Source organism: Mucilaginibacter sp. 14171R-50 (assembly GCF_010093045.1).
GTDB lineage: Bacteria > Bacteroidota > Bacteroidia > Sphingobacteriales > Sphingobacteriaceae > Mucilaginibacter.
On sequence record NZ_CP048115.1, the window covers coordinates 2307973 to 2326126 of the forward strand.

Below are 18154 nucleotides of genomic sequence, written 5' to 3' on the forward strand. Positions count from 1 at the left end.
GCCTGTAAATTTTAACCGGTCATTTAGATCCACGCCTACTATATAAAGCCGTCTACATATGTTCCAAATCCTGATCACCGCTGCCTCTGTATTGTTCGCCCTGCATGTTATCCTGCTGTTGGGATCGTTCTCCCGAAAAAAAGTACTTGCCAAAAGGTATTTTTATTCACATGTTAGCTTATGGCTGGCAGGCATTGCGGTTTTCGCCCTGGCTACAATCTGCCATGGCACGCAGCGATCCGGGTTTTTAGACTTTTTTGATACTACTTTCAGGAGAATCATGATCTTAGGTTTTACGCTTTTCCTCTCCGCTGTAGCCCATGTGATCGTCCGCCTGCTCGTGCTGCCTATCATTCGCAGGCCTTAAACGGATGTGAACACCAGGCTGGCGTTATGTCCGCCAAATCCGAAGGTGTTGCTGAGTACTACCTTTAGTTTTTCCTTTACGGCCTCTTTCAATACAATTTTCAAGTCCGGGGGTATCTGCGGATCGATGGTCACCGTATTGATGGTGGGCGGGACGATCTGGTCGCGCATCGCCAGCAGGCAAATCACCGCCTCAATTGCGCCCGCTGCGCCAAGCAGATGCCCGGTCATAGATTTGGTCGAGCTGATGAACGTTTTCAGATTGGCAGGACCTGCTAAAGATTTGATCGCCCGTATTTCGGAAAGATCCCCGACAGGCGTTGAAGTTCCATGCGCATTCAGGTAGTCCACATCGCCGATGGACACGCCCGCCTCTTTAAGAGCGATCTTCATGGCTTTTGCTGCCCCGGCACCTTCAGGATGCGTAGCGGTAATGTGATAGGCATCCGCCGTCATGGCAGCACCTGTTAGTTCACCATAGATAAAGGCCCCCCTTTTTCGGGCGTGCTCATACTCTTCCAGCACCAGTGCCCCGGCTCCTTCGCCCATGACAAAGCCATCTCTGGAAATATCGAACGGCCGGGAGGCGTGCAGTGGGTCATCATTTTGCAGTGACATGGCCTTCATGGCGCAAAACCCGCCGATGGATGCCTCGGTGACCGGGGCTTCTGATGCGCCGGTAATGATGATTTTAGCTTTGCCGAGCCGGATATAATTAAAGGCATCCATGATCGCGGTATTAGCGGTGGCACAGGCAGAAACGGTCGTATAGTTGATCCCCATCAATCCATGACGAATGGAGATCATGGCGGAGGACATATTGGAGATCAGTTTCGGTACGAAAAAAGGGCTGAACCTTGGTATTTTACCGCCCTCTGCATATTCAGTCACCTGTTGTTCAAATACGCCCATTCCCCCCTGCCCAGAACCCCAGATCACGCCGACATCGAAGGGTGACAGCCTTTCTATATCGAAACCGGAGTCGTTTATGGCCTGGTCGGTAGCGACCAAAGCAAACTGGGTAAAAAGATCGGAGCGCTTCAAGGTATGCTGGTCCAAATGTTCCGCTGGGTTAAAATCGGACAACTGGCAGGCAAAACGCGTCCGGAACAGACCTGGGTTAAAGCGCCGGATCAGGGCGGCGGTACTTTTGCCTCCGACGATATTTTTCCAAAAGGTGTTAAGGTCATTCCCGGACGGGGCAAGTACGCCAAGGCCAGTTACCGCGACGCGATGAAGTCGATTCATATAGTTAATGTTATTATAATAGTGGTAATTAATAAAGCGGAACAAATGAAATTGTAAGGATTTTCAGCACTTTATCTTAAACAAGGAAGATTATAACGTTGGCCTATTATTAAACTTTGTATTCAATATCCATTTTGGAAAAAATATTATGATTTCGCTGATTCCTATTATCATTTTATAGTTCATATAAGAAGTAATAATCTTTAATAAAGATTTATTCCTATTATAACAAAAGTATTGATATAAATCCTCCCTCTATTGGTAAAAGGTCAACCGAAATACTGATATTTATCATAGTTCTCCAGTTTTGTTATTAAAAATTAATTCACGAATACGGGGAATTCAACGTTAACTGATTGCTGAAATTAAAAAATCAGCATGATGGTCTTTTTGACTATGGAATTTTTCAAGCAAAAAAATTTGAGATCAAAAACCAAATTGGCCTGCTATTCTATCGACGTGCGAAAGATTAAATTTTGCGCTGGTTTTAGTCCTTTTTCCAATTCGCTTAGCACGAGAAAAACTGTTTTATGAAAGTGCTATGCCTAAATTGATATGGTCGATCTTTTCTCCTATGGCATTTAATAATTGCTTGTCCAGGTCATCTTCATTTCGCTGCATCCATAGATTTCCGCATTTAAAAAGTACCGCCTCTTCCCCATCCGGGAACCTGACCGTCCAAGCATTCCAATGCTTAAAGGTCTCTGAAATAATTTGCAGTACCTGTTTATATCCGTTTCGTGATATGACTATTTCATAACTCATAGTTTTACGGCTTTTATCAGATGTGAAATACTCGTATGAACGGTGCTTATTTAGCGTAAAGATACGTTAGTTGATTGCCATATAAAAGATTTATCACCATGTCATTATCTTTTATAAGTTTTCACCAACAATTATAAAACGACTTAAACAACTTTTTTTCTAGTTCCACAACTGCTGTGCTGTTTCGACGAGTGTTCTATAGGCGAAAAAGATTATTATTAAAAAAGAAATTGCAGGTGAAGGAAAAACAAACAATAATATAATCAAAAGTAAAATAGATAGATTGGAATGTGGAATTCAAGACTAATGAACACCACTAAGAACTGATATTTTTAATCGTTTTTAATCACTTTATGTTTTATCACAGTTTTATCAGAATGAAAAAAGGCTTTACGAAGATCCGTAAAGCCTTGATTATCAGGTGGAGAATATCGGAGTCGAACCGATGACCTCTTGCATGCCATGCAAGCGCTCTAGCCAGCTGAGCTAATCCCCCAGTAGTAGTATTGGCCCCGTAGGGACGGCAAAAGTAACAAATTTTGTGAAATGACAAATACTTGTGGCAATTTTTATTATCAGGTTGAAAAAGATGTAAAAAAGTAAAGCCCCTGATGGGCAGGGGCCTTTACTAACCAATTATAAACCTAAATTATGAGAAGACTTGTTTGTTATTTTTAATAGTGTAAAAGTAACACTAAGTTTTTAAATGCGAAAATTTAATTTGTAATTTATTTGTAACATTTTAACAGATACTCATATTAAATTACCGCATTCGCAATGATAGTGCAAATATATTAACAACTGTTTAAATTACCATTAAAAAAATGTATAAATGTTAGTTAGACGGCTAAAAAATTGCAAACGCTATAATTATGAGGGATATACGTATTGATAGCGTGCGATAATTAATAAGCGCGTTATAAAAAAGCGGCGTTTACCCGGGTAAACGCCGCTCGCGTGATTAGGTATAGGTAAGGTATTTTAAGCAATAACTAATTGTATACACTGGCGCACGGTAAGGTTTTGTGATACAGCGCCATCTGCAACTCTTTTACCCGTTTGGTACTCATTCGCAATTACACGCAGCTTTTCTTCAAGTTTCCTGCAAAGCTCTTCGTCTTTATCATAGCCAATTGATTTAAGCGGAGTGTTTGTAAGCAGGTTATAACAATGGTCTACCGGCAATCCGCAGATACTTAAAATATCGTATTTGATTTGATTACTAATAAATATTATATCCATACTGCAATACTCAGAAGGGTAATTAGCGTAAATATACCTTTTTGTTTATTATGCTTTATATAGCATAAGCCCGATACGATAGCTAATATTGTTCAATAATTAAATATTATTGCTTTTACGAAATCATTATGCAATATGTTTGTGTATTGATTAAAATTTTAATTAAAAATATCTGTTGAGGTGATATACCGTATAACTACGCGATTTTAAAATCACGTAGTTATACGTGGTTTTACAGTGGGGCATCAACAAGGCGGTATTTAAGGGCAAAAAGAACCAAACCGGCAGTATTACGGCATTTAATTTTATTGATCAGGCTGTTGCGGTGCCCCTCTATGGTGCGCACGCTTAAAAAAAGCTCGGCAGCAATTTCAACGTTGTTCAGTTCCTTGCATATCAACTTTAGCACCTGTATCTCGCGTTTGGTTAACGTTACCGGCAACCCGTTTAATGCATCCTGCATGGCCTGGCGATGATTGGCACTGTTACGTAACGCTTTTTGCACATGCTTATTAAAGTAAAAGCCGCTTTTATATACGGTGTTAACGGTTAACAGCAGTTCATCCTTATCGCAGTTTTTTACCAGGTATGATGCCGCGCCCGCGTTGATCATTTGCGTTATCAGCATTTCATTTGCATGCACTGTTAATATAATTACTTTAATATCAGGGTAATTTGTATGCAGATACTTATTTAGCTCAATGCCGTTTATGCCCGGCATGTCCATATCTATAATGGCAATATCAATCTGGATATTAAACTTTTTTAATGTATCAATAAAAGCCTGTCCGCTTACACATTCTGCCAATAACCTAAAATTCTCTACAGAATTGACCAACAAGGCCAGGCTTTGCCTGAAAAGGTTTTGATCATCAACTATCGCGATATTAATTTCTTGCATAGCGGTTTAGGGTAAAGGATATTCAATTTTAACATTGAAACCTTTTCCTGAATATGGCATAATGTTATAAGTGGCGTTGATATTTAGCAGCCGGCTTTCGATATTTTGCATACCCATACCTGTTTTTATCAGCGCGGCATCTGCGGGTACGCCTTTCCCGTTGTCGGCGTAATCAATGTATAATTTGTTATCCGAAACGTTAAGATCAATAGTTGCCTTGCCCGCGCCTGAGTGTTTAATGGTATTATTTAACAACTCTTCTAACACCCGGTAAAATGCTGTAGAAACAGATAGCGGTAATTGCCCAAGCACCTGTTCGGCATTATTTGTTAGTGCAATCTCCAGTTTACCCGATTGATTGATAATGGTGCAATGCTCTGTTACCGCCGCGGCCAGGCCGTAATACCGCAAGGTAGTTGGCGATAGGTTATGCGAAATATTGCGCACGTCCTTAACTATTTTATCGATAATAGTTTTGGTAGATTGGGTAAAATCCTGGTAAGCCTTGTCTTCGCCGCCAGCCGGTTTAAACATTTCTATCAGCAGCCGTAAGCCCGATATAGTGGTGCCTACATCATCGTGCAGGTCCTGCCCAATGCGCTTTCGCTCGGCTTCCTGCGATTCAATAATGGCCTTTAACAGTTCTTTTTGATGCTCTATCTGGGCTTGCTGAAATTTTTGACGCTGTTTTAACAGCCGGTTTTGATTGCGCACGGAAAAGAATATGAACGACACGACCAGCAGAAAGGTCCCTGTCATTCCCAAAATCACTAATATGTAGATGTTATCGGTTGTGTTTTGCATTTATAAAATCCTACGGCAAATAAAACATATTCCAAAATCAGTATAGTATCGTGCACACTCCAAACAACTTGGTTAACATGCTGCCCTGCACTTAGCAAATAATTTGAAAATATGAACATGAACAAACAACTTGCAAGATATATAAGTATCCCGGCGTTTATCCAGTTGTACATATTGTCGCCCCAGTTTCCTTCTTCGGTATTTTGTTTTGATATATATAGTAAACTGTATATGATAAGTATAATAGCCCCTACAGGCCGTGTGTAAGTGTTAAACTCAATTTTATTTTGAATAAAAAGAAAATTAACGATACATAAGATGGTAAATACGGCAATCGCGACATACATCATATTCTGATATTTTTTTGCAGAGAAACAACTGTAAAACAACGAAAGAAAAAAAAATTCGATAATAGTGTATATGCTGAGTAAATGGGCTGTGAAATGATGAAAAGCTATTAATATTAAATTGACAAGGTTAGATAATCCAGATAGTATCAGGAACCAAAAAATGACCTTTAAAGGTTTGGTTAAAGCCTTATAGTTTTTTAAGGCTATTAAAACCGGTATTAGAATAGTAGCCGGCACAAAGTACATTACATAAAACAGGTATAACATTAACATGCTTATAAGCCTTAAATATATGGAAGCTTATAAGCATATTAAAATAAATACAAAATTTATGAATCTAACGTATCTCCGGGCGATGTAACACAAGTAGGCGGGCAGGCAGTGGTTACATCGTACACGTTACTTTGCGTATCGCCAACGCCACCGCCAACCAACGGCAAAGTAAGCAATTCTTCGCCAGCTGAAACAGGCACCAGCATAAGTTGTGCGCTTTCTGCATCAGCCGGGTCTGTCAGTCCGATAAACGCTTTTACGGCCTCAGCATCCGGGTTGTACAGTATTATGTTTTGAAAATCGCAAATAGGTATCAGAAACGACCTGGTTACAAAAGCAGGATTGTTGTTACTGATAAAAGTGCGCCAGTTTGCGGCCCACTCTTTTGCGGTGGAAACTGGGATCGTTCCGTCTGGATAATTGACTGGCATAGTTTTAATGTTTAGGGTTAAGTAATTGAATTTAAATAATATTAGTAATGTGCCGATTTATACAGCACCGTAAATATAAGTTTTAAAAATGCAAAAAGCCCTTACAGTTATTGTAAGGGCTTTTATGCACCAAATTGCTTTTTACTATTAGTTAATAACCTCCGCCGGGTCGTGCCTGTTGCGCCGCCTGTTCAACTTTCTCGGTGGCGTACGTTTTGGCCTTGTTAAACCATTCAGGTGCGTCCTCGGTAATATCATCAAGGATCGACCGGCCGTTAGGGCCTTTTTTTGTAATATAATTTATTCCGTACCCAATGGCTGCGCCAACTGCTATAAATTTTAATAAGCCCATGATTGTTTATTTTAAGTAAATGTTATGTAATTACAGATGCAAGTATGATGCCAAATAGCATTATTTGTTACAATCTATAACCCGGTGGTGTGGCAGACGGAATTTTGAAAAAGTCTGCTAAGTGCATCCGCTAACCACATTTTTTGTAGCTGCATGGCTTAATAGCCGTTATGTATGGGGAATTAAGTCAACACCTGGTGAGTATGCTGCACAGGTATTTTCATAGAAAACGACGGTACGCTCCCTGTAACCATTGCTTTATTATGGTTTTGGTAAAAAATTATGTGCCCTATATGGTATCCGGTTTCAGACATGCAAGTCACGTGGCGTTATTTTAAACGGCGTTACAGGTATATACAGGCTCGTCGATAGTTCAGGCATCAATTTCAAAACCGAAACTAAAGGCAATTAATGGAGGTGCGCAAAACAACAGATATCCTCACGCGGCCTGGTTTTTGCAAGACGTAGCTCAATATCACAACAAAAGCTACTGAATAGCATCTTATATGCTATTTAATGCTTAAATTAGGGTATTGGTAGAGACTATATTATGATACTTTTTAACTCAACAAGATTTATATAACATGATCACATCATTGGTAACCGGCGGGGCTGGCTTTATTGGTTCGCACGTAGCAAAGCATTGTTTAGGCCTGGGGCATAAAGTTATAGTTTTAGATGACCTGAGCGGTGGTTTTGAAGACCACGTGCCCGCAGGTGCAGAATTTGTACTCGGATCGATCAATGATGTAGCGCTTCTGGAAGATTTGTTTGCCAAACATAAGTTTGATTATGTATATCATCTGGCGGCTTACGCTGCCGAGGGCTTGTCGCATTTTATCCGTCGGTTCAACTATAACAACAACCTTATCGGCTCGGTAAATTTGATAAACCTGGCGGTATTGTATAAGGTAAAGTGCTTTGTATTTACCTCTTCTATAGCCGTTTATGGCGCCGGTCAGCTGCCCATGTTAGAAAGCATGGTGCCACAGCCCGAAGACCCGTATGGTGTGGCAAAATACGCGGTAGAAATGGATTTGAAAGCGGCACATCATATGTTTGGCCTTAACTCGGTTATCTTCCGCCCGCATAATGTGTACGGCGAAAACCAAAACATAGGAGATAAGTATCGCAACGTTATAGGCATATTCATGAACCAGATAATGCAGGAAAAGCCAATGACAATTTTTGGCGACGGCGAACAAACCCGTGCGTTTAGCTATATTGATGACGTTGCGCCGCATATTGCAAATTGCGTAAATGTGCCCGCGGCTTATAACCAGGTATTTAACGTAGGCGCCGATAAACCGTATACGGTTAACGAGTTGGTGCAGGTGGTGGCCAAAGAGCTGGGCGTGCAGCCAAAAGTTACCCATCTGGAAGCCCGTAAAGAAGTTATGCATGCGCACAGCGACCATTCAAAGGCGGCCGGCGTATTTGGCAACAGCAAAAACGTAAGCCTTGAAGAGGGTATCGCTAAAATGGCCGCGTGGGCAAAGGTAGTAGGCTCGAGGGCCAGTGCAGAGTTTGAAAATATAGAGATAGAAGAGAACCTGCCACAAGGTTGGAGCAAGAAACAAAAGGCGATTAATTCGTAAAAACATTAGCGCATTTTGGTAAACATTTATATTTTTGTGCCAAATAAAGTAAAAATGGAATCATCAACGCAAAAAGCTAACGCAGAGGGTCACTATAAATTTTTAGTTATCGCTATCCTTATTGGTATTACAGGTATATACTTACGTTTTGCCAGTTTTAAGTATGCAGATGCAATAGCCAACGTGATATTTATTTTAGGTATAATACTTGCCCTGAGAGCTGTTTTTCGGATACTGAAGTAAGTTAATCAAAATATAATGAAAGCGCCCCAGTTTTGGAGGCGCTTTTTTTATGCATTTACTTTTAAAGACGCGATCGCTCGCGTCTGCATAATCTATAACCAGGTTTAAGGTATCGCGTTTTTACTCTGCTGCATTTTTTGGCCGGTATTTAGATCCGTTCAGTATTTTTTGGGCATCGCCATTGTTCATTAGCTGTTGCAGGGTAACCTCGGGGTGCTTCTCCATGTATTGCCGTACAATTTGCCAGCCTGTCCATACCGCAAGTTTTGGCGCCGAATCGTTTTTATCACCAAGGCCGGGTGTAAAGGGCGCCTCGCCCAGGTATTTTTGTATTTTTTGATAATCAGTTTCGTACAACAGGTTCTCTTCTAAAAAAAAGCCCCAAATATTGGCCTTAAAATCTTCACACCATTTTAACTGCTTTGCCGTATAACCAATTTTTGTGGAGTCGGGCGCATCAGGCAGGGTTTGGTCCATAAAGTACAAGATCTTACCATTGTACACCATTTTTGCCAATAACGACTTATCCTCCGGGTTTTCGGGGAACATATCTTCACGGGCCATACCTTCAATTACGCGGGGTGCAATGTTATCTGGCGTAAACCTGCGGGATATATAATGCGGAAAACTTTCAACCAGGGCCGGATAAAATCTGGAATCGGCACCCAGGAAAAGGTCTAGCCCAATGGCAAAATAGTCATCGCCAATAGAAGTTTGCGCTTGAAATCCAGACCAATACGCGTATACCCTGGGTATTTTTTTTTGCGGATAATAATATTTTAACCTGCGAAAGGCATCCGTAAGCTCGGCATTTTGCTTTTTAGTATTTGCGTAAACGGCATCAACATCATGTTTTAAATCCATGTATGATTTGCTGGCAAAAATGGCTCTTAGGGTTTTAAAATAAGCGGTATCGCGCACACTCCCTATTTTTAAGATACGTTCAATAAAGTCCTGGTAAAAATTGCCATACTTTTTTTGGAGGAACGCCGCCTGCTGCGCCATGGGGGTAGTACGCATGGCATCAAAGTCAAGATCAAAGCGTTCAATTTTTACCTGTACCGGGATATTGCTTACATCAACCTTTTTGTTGCGGTTACATGCGGTAAAAACCACGCAAAGTGAAAAACTTATGCAAATAAGTATTGTTTTACACGAATAAGACATCATAATGGCGTTTTAGCAAAAATAATTTTTTTATTTGCATTAAGGCGTTTATAGCGGGTTAAGAAGTATTATTGAATTGTTACCTTGCTAAAATAACCAGGTTAAACTCTCGCTGTAAACTGCGTACTACTCAATATAAGTCATGAAAATAGCATTAGCTCAGCTTAATTACCATATAGGTAACTTTGAATCTAACACTGACAAGATCATTAACGCCATCCGCCACGCAAAGCAGAACAGCGCTGACCTGATCGTTTTTTCCGAGTTATGTATATGTGGTTACCCCGCGCGCGATTTTTTAGAATTTAACGAGTTTATAAGCTTGTGCGACGCAGCCGCAAAAAAAATTGCCGGCGAATGTATCGGCATTGCCTGTATAATAGGCCTGCCCACACCAAACCATAACCCCGAAGGTAAGGACCTGAATAACTCGGCCTATTTTATAGAGAACGGCGAAGTTAAAGCCATTGTAAATAAAGCGCTTTTGCCTAACTACGATATTTTTGACGAGTATCGCTACTTTGAGCCATCCACTACCTTTAACTGTATAGATTTTAAAGGGAGACGCATTGCGCTTACCATATGCGAAGACTTATGGAACACCATCGAGAACCCGCTGTATGTTACCCGCCCTATGGATACGCTAATAAAGCAAAGCCCCGATGTGATGATCAATATCGCGGCATCGCCTTTTGCCTACAACCATGACGAGGAGCGCATTGCTATTTTAAGCGATAATGCCCGCCGTTACAACCTGCCGTTGTTTTATGTAAACCATGTAGGTGCCCAAACCGAACTGATATTTGACGGCGGATCGTTAGTGTTTGATAAAACGGGAAAAACGGTAGACGAAATGCCCTACTTTACCGAAAACGTAGCCTATTATACTTTGCATGACAACGCAGAAATAACCTTTGAACATCCTACCACCCAAAAAGCCGCGCGCGAAAGTGATATAGAACAGATACACCAGGGCCTGGTATTGGGTATACGCGATTACTTTTACAAATCGGGCTTTAAACAGGCTACGTTGGGCCTGTCGGGGGGCATAGATTCGGCCGTGGTGTGCGCGTTAGCCGCCGAAGCGCTTGGCCCCGAAAATGTAATAGCGGTGTTGCTGCCGTCTAAGTTCTCCAGCGAACATTCGCTCAAGGATGCTGAAGACCTGGTAAAAAACCTGGGTTGTAAATCGGAGACCATAGCTATCGAAAAAATCACCGACGCATTTGAGAGCGCGCTGCATCCGCAATTTGCGAACCTGCCGTTTAACATAGCCGAAGAGAATATACAATCGCGCAGCCGGGCGGTATTACTGATGGCCATGTGCAACAAATTCGGGTACATTTTGCTTAATACGTCGAACAAAAGTGAAACGGCGGTAGGCTACGGAACGCTTTACGGCGACATGTGCGGCGGTATTTCGGTTATTGGCGATGTGTTTAAAACGCAGGTTTTTCAACTGGCCCGCCACCTGAACCGGCAACGGGAGATAATACCTATAAATACCATAGTGAAGCCGCCATCCGCAGAGTTAAGGCCCGACCAAAAAGACACCGACTCGTTGCCGGAATATGATATACTGGATGCCATTTTGGTGCAGTATGTTGAACGGCGCTGCTCATCGGCAGAAATAATAAAGCAAGGTTTTGACGAAGCTACAGTGCGGAAGGTGCTTAGGCTGGTGAACCTGGCCGAGCATAAACGATACCAAACGCCGCCCATATTAAGGGTATCGCCAAAGGCATTTGGAATGGGCAGGCGCATGCCAATTGTAGGTAAATATTTAACATAGGGCACCAAATTGCGGCTACTATTTTTTGATTTGCTGTTAAAGCGATTAAACCTTTGCGTTTATAGTAGTCTAAGACTTAAAAATTAATGGTAAGGCAATGAGAAAATATATCTATTTAATGCTGACAGTAGCTTTTGTATCGCTGCTATCGGCCTGCAGCAGTTATAATTACTATACCGCTGCGGCAAACAAAACAAACCTGTCCGCTTATCGCACCTTTGCCTGGGCAGCCCCGCAAAAAGCCCGTAATAAGCAATGGCGGCCGCTTGATGAGATTGGCAGCGGCAAGGTGCAGGAAGCCGCCAGACAAGCCCTGGTTGCTAAAGGATTAACCTTCCAGAATCAAAACCCGGACTTGTTGGTACGTTATTTAACCGTAACCGGCCGCGGCACTAAAACAGAGTTTTATTCGCCATATTACGGTGGTTTTTATGGCGGCGGATGGGGTTACGGCTGGTATCGCCCTTATTTTGGTTATGGCTGGTACCGCCCGTATTATGGTTACGGATGGGGCCCAACCTTTGCACAAAAGGTGCATTATAAAGAAGGTACCATTATTATCGACCTTATTGACAGCAAAACCAGGGAGGTGGTATGGCGCGGTTACGGCGTTGGCGAATTGCATAACCCCAAACAAACGATGCGCGATATCCCAAAAGTTGTTGAAGGGATAATGAAACAACTGGAACTGGCTCCGCCCGCCCGCAAATCATAAAAAGTAACACATATTAAAAGGGATGCAAGCTTGTATCCCTTGTTTAAATTATAACTGTTTTTGATACGTTTATGTTCACGTTCGCGCCATGTGAACATCGTGAACATTCATGAATGCCTGATAATCAATTATTTAATACTGACGCATTCTTGTCAATAGGCAGGTTTTGCAGCTCATAATACTTATCCCTCTCTTATTAAGCCACTAAGAAGCTTTATTAAACTTGCCGAAAATAATGAGGATAGCTTATAAACAAAAAGGGATGCAAATTTTGCATCCCTTTTTAAATATCCTGAATCATTATCGTAGTAAACCCGGGCTTTAACTAAACACTAAGTGCCTTTTGTTTTTTATACAAGTGGTAAGCGTAAAAGGCAACCGCGGCAAACAGCAAAACATACACCCAGGTATCAAGCGGTAAATCGCAGGCAGGCGGTTCGTACGGTGCATCCGGGTCGCTTGGCGGTTCCGGGTCCTCGCACTGTGCAAAAGCTGTTACACTGAAAAGTAAAAACGAAAATAAAACAAACAGTATTTTCCTCAATCTTATCACAATCGCTCTTTGTTAATTTTTTACAAATTTACCATTTCCTACCACAGTTTTATTACCGTTGTTTACCACCTGAACAAAATAAGTGCCGGGCAACAGGTTGTTCACATTGTTTTGCCAAACGGTATTTGTTGTAGTAACCGATCTTACTACGCTTCCGTTGCCGCTGGTTACGGTTATAGTATAGGATGTAGCGCCCTCCTGCGGCAGTATTGCCACATTTACGGTGGTAGTAACCGGGTTAGGGTATATGTTAATATTGCTAACCACTATGTTTTGCCCTTGTTTGGCATACATCAGTTCCCTGATCTCGGAATAGCTGATCTCTCCGTTTAGATCGGTTGTTTTTAAGCGATATTGGTTTTTACCTATTACCGGGAACCTGTCTGTCAGGGCGTAATCACCGTTGCCGGTTGATTTAAGGCTGCTAACTACATCCCATGTTTTACCATTATCGGTGCTGCGTTCTACAACAAAGCCGGTGTAATCGCTTTCATTTTCGGTTGTCCAGCTCAGTTCGGCACCTGACGTGGTTTTCGAAGCCGAAAACTTTAAAAGGGTAAGTGCGTAATCGGGGTTCTGGCGTATCACAAGCGCAAAGCGGTTAGCACCGTATGTGGCCGTATCGCTCAGTGTAGCATTAAAATTATAAGTTTTATTAGTGCCGATGTCTAACGAATCCTTTCTCCATTTATCCATCAGCCAGATAGAATATAATTGCGGTACGTTCTTCAGTTCGTTAAGGTTAAGCTGGTATATGCCTGTTGCCGGTACTTTTACGGTTAAAGGTATAGTAAGCGATTTAGCAGGATAAGGCAGCTCGTTAATTGCCAGCTCTTTATTATCTGCCGAACGGGTTGACAGGCTTATTACGTTATTTCCCTTCAGGTACTCTGCATCTTCGTTTTTGGCAAAGGTTGGTTTGGCAGTGCTTTTAAAAAACACCAGCGATTCCTCTTTATTATTATCGTCCTGTATAACCTGTAAACGTAGATACTGCACCGGCGGCTTTGTAACAGCGGGCGCTGCCATAGTAGCGGCAGCGGATGTTGTTGCCGCGGCGGTGCCCATCAGTGTTTGCCTGTTCAATTGCTGTGCATTTAACTTGCCGGCCTGGTTAGGGGCCGACATCAATACCGACGAAGCAGTTAATTGCGTATTTACCTTAGCTGCCTCGGTAAAAGTAAGTGTTGGGTTTTTATCAGTAGCCCTAACAAAAAATGCCTGGCCGCTTGGTATAACATTCGCGTTTGATAGCGCGCTGTTATCAAAGTTTGTACCCACGCCCGCATGCCCCGCTATATAAGTAGCATAAGCCTTTAAACGCGGATTATATATGCGGATAGTGCTATCGATATGTGTGCCTGCAATAGCAGCTGTACCAAATTTATCCCAGTCAATCGAGCTCGCGTACGGGTTGCCCACCAGGTTATAACCGCGTACCGCCGTGTTTGCTATAGAATCGGTATATAATAACTTACCGGCACCACCGGCATTCGTCCAGTGCGTAACGGTTATAGCGCCCTGGTTTAAATAACCTGTAGAAGTAAATGTTGCGGGCTGCGCAACAGATTGCGGGCTGGTTGGATCTGTAGTGGTCGGTCCGCCTCTGAAGAAAAACAGGATGCCATTACCTGCCGGTAAGGTAAATGTATTTACTTCACCATCCAGGTTAATATTGTATGCCGGCGTGTTGTTGATCTTATTGATACCCCGGAAGTTACCCGATATGAACGAGGTATACGCCGGAACAAGATTTTCGCGGTAGGCATATATCGATGGATTAGCCGGCGTTGTATTGCTAAATCCGCCGGTACCTGATGTGCCGGTGATCCATGATTGGGTTTTCGAATAGCTTAGGTTAGGCCAAACCGCAAGGCTGCTCGACTCCGATACCGCTGATGACAATAAGCGGTACCCGCGGCTGTATGCTTTCCCGCCGGTGATGTAACGCTCAACATTAACGTTACCGGTGATGCTTGCAGTAGACGGAAGTTCGGTAACCGTTGCCGAGCCGCTGGTGTCTGATTTTAGCGTTAATACGCCGCCGGTAGCCAAAGTAACCTTGCCCGATAGCGTTAGCTTACCGGTACTGGCAACGCCGAAACCGGCGCCTGTACCGCCTAAAGTTTTGGTACGGGTAGTGCCGCTTGAATTGCTAAAGGTTACGTTATTAAAAGTAAAGGCGGTAGCGGCGTTGTTATTGATCGTCTGCACGTTTGTCTTGTTGAAAACCATGGTACCGGTGCCACCTGTAAAGGTTCCGCCAACATCGTTAGTGAAGGTAGTGGAGTTGAAATTAATGTTACCGCTGCCTGCCGTAAATGCCCCTGTGTTTGTAAAGTTGCCCGTTATATCAATATCGCCGGCACCGGCGTTAAAAGTGCTTTTGTTATTGACAGCGCCGCTAAAAGTTACATTACCGGTACCTAACGTTACAGTACCGCCTGCGTTATTTGTTAAAGCGGCAAAAGTACCTGTACCTGAGGCAAGGTTTAAGCTGCCGCCCGAGTTGTTTGTAAATGTTCCCGAGGTAGTAAAAGTACCCGCTGCCGACTGTGTGATAGTACCCGTATTGGCAACGGTAGTCGAAAAGGTTATTCCGTTGCTGCCTGTATTTGTAATAGTACCCGAATTTGTTGTCGCGCCTGCAACCGTTAAGGTCCCTGCAACAGACATATCGCCGGCATTATTTAACTGGGCACTGCCTGTCAACTGTAATGTAGCCCCCGAGGCTACAGAAGAAGCAGCGCCGCTTGATAAAGCCAGTTTGCCGGTACCGCTGCTTGTAATAGTGCCTGTAGAAGATGCATTTACGGTGATGCCGTTGCTAAGGGTTAACGTTTGCGCGGTATTTATAGTTAAAACAGGTGTGTTATTATTGCCAAAGGTTATGCCGCGTATTGTTTTAGATGCGCTAACAGTGGGTTGGTTATAAGGATATTGGTAAGCCACCACACCAATACGTACCACATCGTTTGTACCGGGCGCAGCGCCCCCGCCTCCGTTTAGTGTTCTGTAGTTGCCCGCATCGGTAAAGCTTGTACTGCTGCTGCCCACCCAATCGTAAGTAGCTGCGATGGTAAAGGTATTACCGTTTGATGTGCTTAAGTTGCTGTATTGTTTATAAGGTGTACTTTGGGTTAACGATGCTGTTCCGTTAACAAAATTATAGGTTAAGCTACCAGTACTATAACTTGTACTTGCGGTAAAATCCGCCACCAGGAAATAGTAATATGAACCGTTGCCGGTAAAACTGTTTAAGTTTTGGCTTAAGCCGGTTATGGTGGTACTGGTGCCCGGGAAGCTAACCGAGGCGCCTGTATTTACCGCATCGGCAAAATAAGGCGTAGTAGACCGGTAAAGCTTGCCTTGTGTAAAATACGCGTTGGTACTGATGTTACTTGGGATATTAATTTGGTTTATAGTTAAAATGCCCGTTACATCAACCTTAAAACCAAACAAAACAATACCGGTTTGGCCATAGCTTAAAGCGCCTTGAGTTATGCCGTTACTGGCGCTGTTATAGCCGGTTATGGTAACACTGGGCAGGGCCAGCGAAAAATTTGTACCATTTACATCGCTGGCAACAGCAACGTTTGAACTTGTAGGGCTGCTTTGTACGATGGAGTTTGACGCCGACGCCGCGAATTTAAACTGGGTTGTACCCGGCACCGTGCCATAATAACCAGAATAAAAATCGCCCACGATAAAGTAATATACCGGTGCCGCGTTTGCGGTATATGTTTCGTTTAAACCAGAAACGGTAAGGCCGGGCGTTGAACCGGAGGTGAAACTAACCGAGGCGGTATTAATAAGTGTTGCCGTGAGCGTAGAGAATATGCTTGACGTTGAACGATAAATTTTTCCGTTGTTGAAATAGCTTGCCGGAACGCTGGTACCTGTATTGTTTAAATTAAAGCCAGTTACGGTACTGTTTGCATTAGTACTTACGCCAAATCCAAATAAAAGGATGCCGGTTTCGCTTGGTACCAAATTGCCTTGTGTAATACCGTTTACCGCACTGTTTGCGTCGGTAATAGTGTACGTTGGGTTGCTTAAGCTTAATGTAGCACCGGTGATATTTGAAGGCGCAGCGATGTTAGCGCTGTTTGGAGAAGTTTGTACAATAGCATTAGTTTGGGTTGTTTGAAACTTTAATTGCAGGTCGGCAGGTAAAGTACCTCCTGTTTGGTTAAAGTCGGCTACTACAAAATAATAAACGGTAGTGCTACTTATTGATTCGGAAATGCCCGATATGGCAACGCCAGGCGTATGCTGATAGTTACTGAATGATACCGTTGCGGTTACCTGTGTTGCCGTGCCGAATGAAAATGTGCTTGTTGCTGAACGGTATAATTTGCCGTTTCCTAAGTAGGCCGACAGATAACCCTGTGTGCTCGAGCTATAAATGTTAAATCCGCTTACTGTAGTATTTGAATTTGATGATACCCCAAAACCAAACAATACAACGTTACTTTGCGATGCGATAATAGCGCCCTGGGTAATACCGTTACCCGCGGTATTTGCCGATGTTAAAGTATATGTAGGGTTTGTTACCGAATAATTAGTACCTGTTACACTTGCCGCATAGCTGGTGTAAGGGCTGCTCCTGATAGCCTGGCTTACGTTAAATTGTATATTGGCAGGCAGGGTTACGTAACCCGGCACATTATTCATATCCACCACAAAAAAGTACGTATAGTTTGTATTGTTTATGGTTTCGTTTAAGCCGCTTATGCTGATATAGGTGCCCGGCGAACCGACGTTTGTAACTAAGGTAGCTCCTGCAAACGATTTACTACCTGCAGTAGAGCGGTATAATTTGGCATTGGTAAAATAATTTTGCGACGCACCAAGTACAAATTGATTTATGGTAACAGACCCTGTAACGGTTACGGTGAACCCAAAGGCTACTACAGCGGTTTGTCCACTTACAACTGGACTTGCTGTTATGCCATTGGTCACCACGCTGTTAGCACCGGTAATCGTTACCGTTTGTCCTTTACTACTCAGCCCAAAAAAACATAAGAATATAAACGATACTAACGCAGATTTGTATATGGGTGCTTTCAATTTAAATTAAAAAGGGTAAACATTTATCAATATCGCGCGTGTTGCAAAAATGATGCAAACGCCGGGTTTTAAGCCGTTTAATACCTGTAATGTGGCAATCAGGGCTATTTACGATGAAATAAATACAAAAGATTTTTAACCTTAACTAAAGAAACCTGTTTCGGAAAATGTAAAAGTGGGTAAATATTCCACAGAATGGGGAAAAAGCGCCACACTGGGGAATATTGCCTTTGATTTTAACTTTATGTTTATTAATTGAAGAGAAATTTTAGCACGAATGG

The 18154-nt window shown here is 42.7% G+C and carries 15 protein-coding genes and 1 tRNA gene; 5 read left to right on the forward strand and 11 right to left on the reverse strand.

The window, feature by feature from the left end; genetic code table 11:
- Positions 1 to 58: 58 nt before the first annotated feature.
- A complete protein-coding gene (locus GWR56_RS10630) occupies positions 59 to 367 on the forward strand; it encodes a hypothetical protein (protein ID WP_162431224.1) in 309 nt (102 codons plus the stop codon).
- Here GWR56_RS10630 and fabF read toward each other — a convergent pair.
- From fabF to GWR56_RS10670, 8 genes are all read right to left on the reverse strand, one after another.
- A complete protein-coding gene (gene fabF, locus GWR56_RS10635) occupies positions 364 to 1614 on the reverse strand; it encodes a beta-ketoacyl-ACP synthase II (RefSeq protein WP_162431225.1) in 1251 nt (416 codons plus the stop codon). The genes GWR56_RS10630 and fabF overlap by 4 nt on opposite strands.
- Positions 1615 to 2142: 528 nt before the next feature.
- Entirely contained in the window at positions 2143 to 2379 is a 237-nt protein-coding gene (locus tag GWR56_RS10640; protein ID WP_162431226.1) for a hypothetical protein, read from the reverse strand.
- A gap of 422 nt (positions 2380 to 2801) precedes the next feature.
- Positions 2802 to 2875, reverse strand: a tRNA-Ala gene (locus tag GWR56_RS10645).
- A gap of 485 nt (positions 2876 to 3360) precedes the next feature.
- Entirely contained in the window at positions 3361 to 3621 is a 261-nt protein-coding gene (locus GWR56_RS10650) for a hypothetical protein (protein WP_162431227.1), read from the reverse strand.
- A 232-nt stretch (positions 3622 to 3853) separates the two neighbouring features.
- Complete coding sequence (locus GWR56_RS10655; RefSeq protein WP_162431228.1) at positions 3854 to 4522, reverse strand: response regulator transcription factor; 669 nt, start codon at positions 4520 to 4522, stop codon at positions 3854 to 3856.
- Positions 4523 to 4528: 6 nt separating this feature from the next.
- Entirely contained in the window at positions 4529 to 5326 is a 798-nt protein-coding gene (locus GWR56_RS10660) for a sensor histidine kinase (RefSeq protein ID WP_162431229.1), read from the reverse strand.
- 679 nt (positions 5327 to 6005) lie between these two features.
- On the reverse strand, positions 6006 to 6380 hold the full coding sequence (locus GWR56_RS10665; RefSeq protein WP_162431230.1) for a hypothetical protein: 375 nt from the start codon (positions 6378 to 6380) through the stop codon (positions 6006 to 6008).
- Between the two features lie 151 nt (positions 6381 to 6531).
- Complete coding sequence (locus tag GWR56_RS10670; RefSeq protein ID WP_162431231.1) at positions 6532 to 6732, reverse strand: YtxH domain-containing protein; 201 nt, start codon at positions 6730 to 6732, stop codon at positions 6532 to 6534.
- A gap of 584 nt (positions 6733 to 7316) precedes the next feature.
- Here GWR56_RS10670 and GWR56_RS10675 point away from each other — a divergent pair.
- Together GWR56_RS10675 and GWR56_RS10680 are read left to right on the forward strand one after the other, a co-directional pair.
- Positions 7317 to 8330, forward strand: coding sequence for an NAD(P)-dependent oxidoreductase (locus GWR56_RS10675; RefSeq protein WP_162431232.1), 1014 nt, complete (start codon positions 7317 to 7319; stop codon positions 8328 to 8330).
- A gap of 54 nt (positions 8331 to 8384) precedes the next feature.
- Positions 8385 to 8573: a hypothetical protein gene (locus GWR56_RS10680; RefSeq protein ID WP_162431233.1), complete on the forward strand. Its 189-nt coding sequence runs from the start codon at positions 8385 to 8387 to the stop codon at positions 8571 to 8573.
- Between the two features lie 120 nt (positions 8574 to 8693).
- Here the strand turns inward: GWR56_RS10680 and gldB are convergent, their stop codons facing one another.
- A complete protein-coding gene (gene gldB, locus GWR56_RS10685; protein ID WP_238395214.1) occupies positions 8694 to 9743 on the reverse strand; it encodes a gliding motility lipoprotein GldB in 1050 nt (349 codons plus the stop codon).
- A gap of 139 nt (positions 9744 to 9882) precedes the next feature.
- Here gldB and GWR56_RS10690 point away from each other — a divergent pair, with 139 nt between their 5' ends.
- Positions 9883 to 11532 carry an NAD+ synthase gene (locus GWR56_RS10690; RefSeq protein WP_162431234.1) on the forward strand — a complete coding sequence of 550 codons (1650 nt, stop codon included), beginning with the start codon at positions 9883 to 9885 and terminating at the stop codon, positions 11530 to 11532.
- Between the two features lie 97 nt (positions 11533 to 11629).
- Positions 11630 to 12247, forward strand: coding sequence for a DUF4136 domain-containing protein (locus GWR56_RS10695; RefSeq protein ID WP_162431235.1), 618 nt, complete (start codon positions 11630 to 11632; stop codon positions 12245 to 12247).
- A gap of 325 nt (positions 12248 to 12572) precedes the next feature.
- Here GWR56_RS10695 and GWR56_RS10700 read toward each other — a convergent pair whose 3' ends face one another.
- Both GWR56_RS10700 and GWR56_RS10705 read right to left on the reverse strand, forming a co-directional pair.
- Positions 12573 to 12800, reverse strand: a complete 228-nt coding sequence (locus tag GWR56_RS10700) for a hypothetical protein (protein ID WP_162431236.1) — start codon at positions 12798 to 12800, stop codon at positions 12573 to 12575.
- A 12-nt stretch (positions 12801 to 12812) separates the two neighbouring features.
- Positions 12813 to 17873: a T9SS type A sorting domain-containing protein gene (locus GWR56_RS10705; protein WP_162431237.1), complete on the reverse strand. Its 5061-nt coding sequence runs from the start codon at positions 17871 to 17873 to the stop codon at positions 12813 to 12815.
- Positions 17874 to 18154 lie beyond the last annotated feature (281 nt).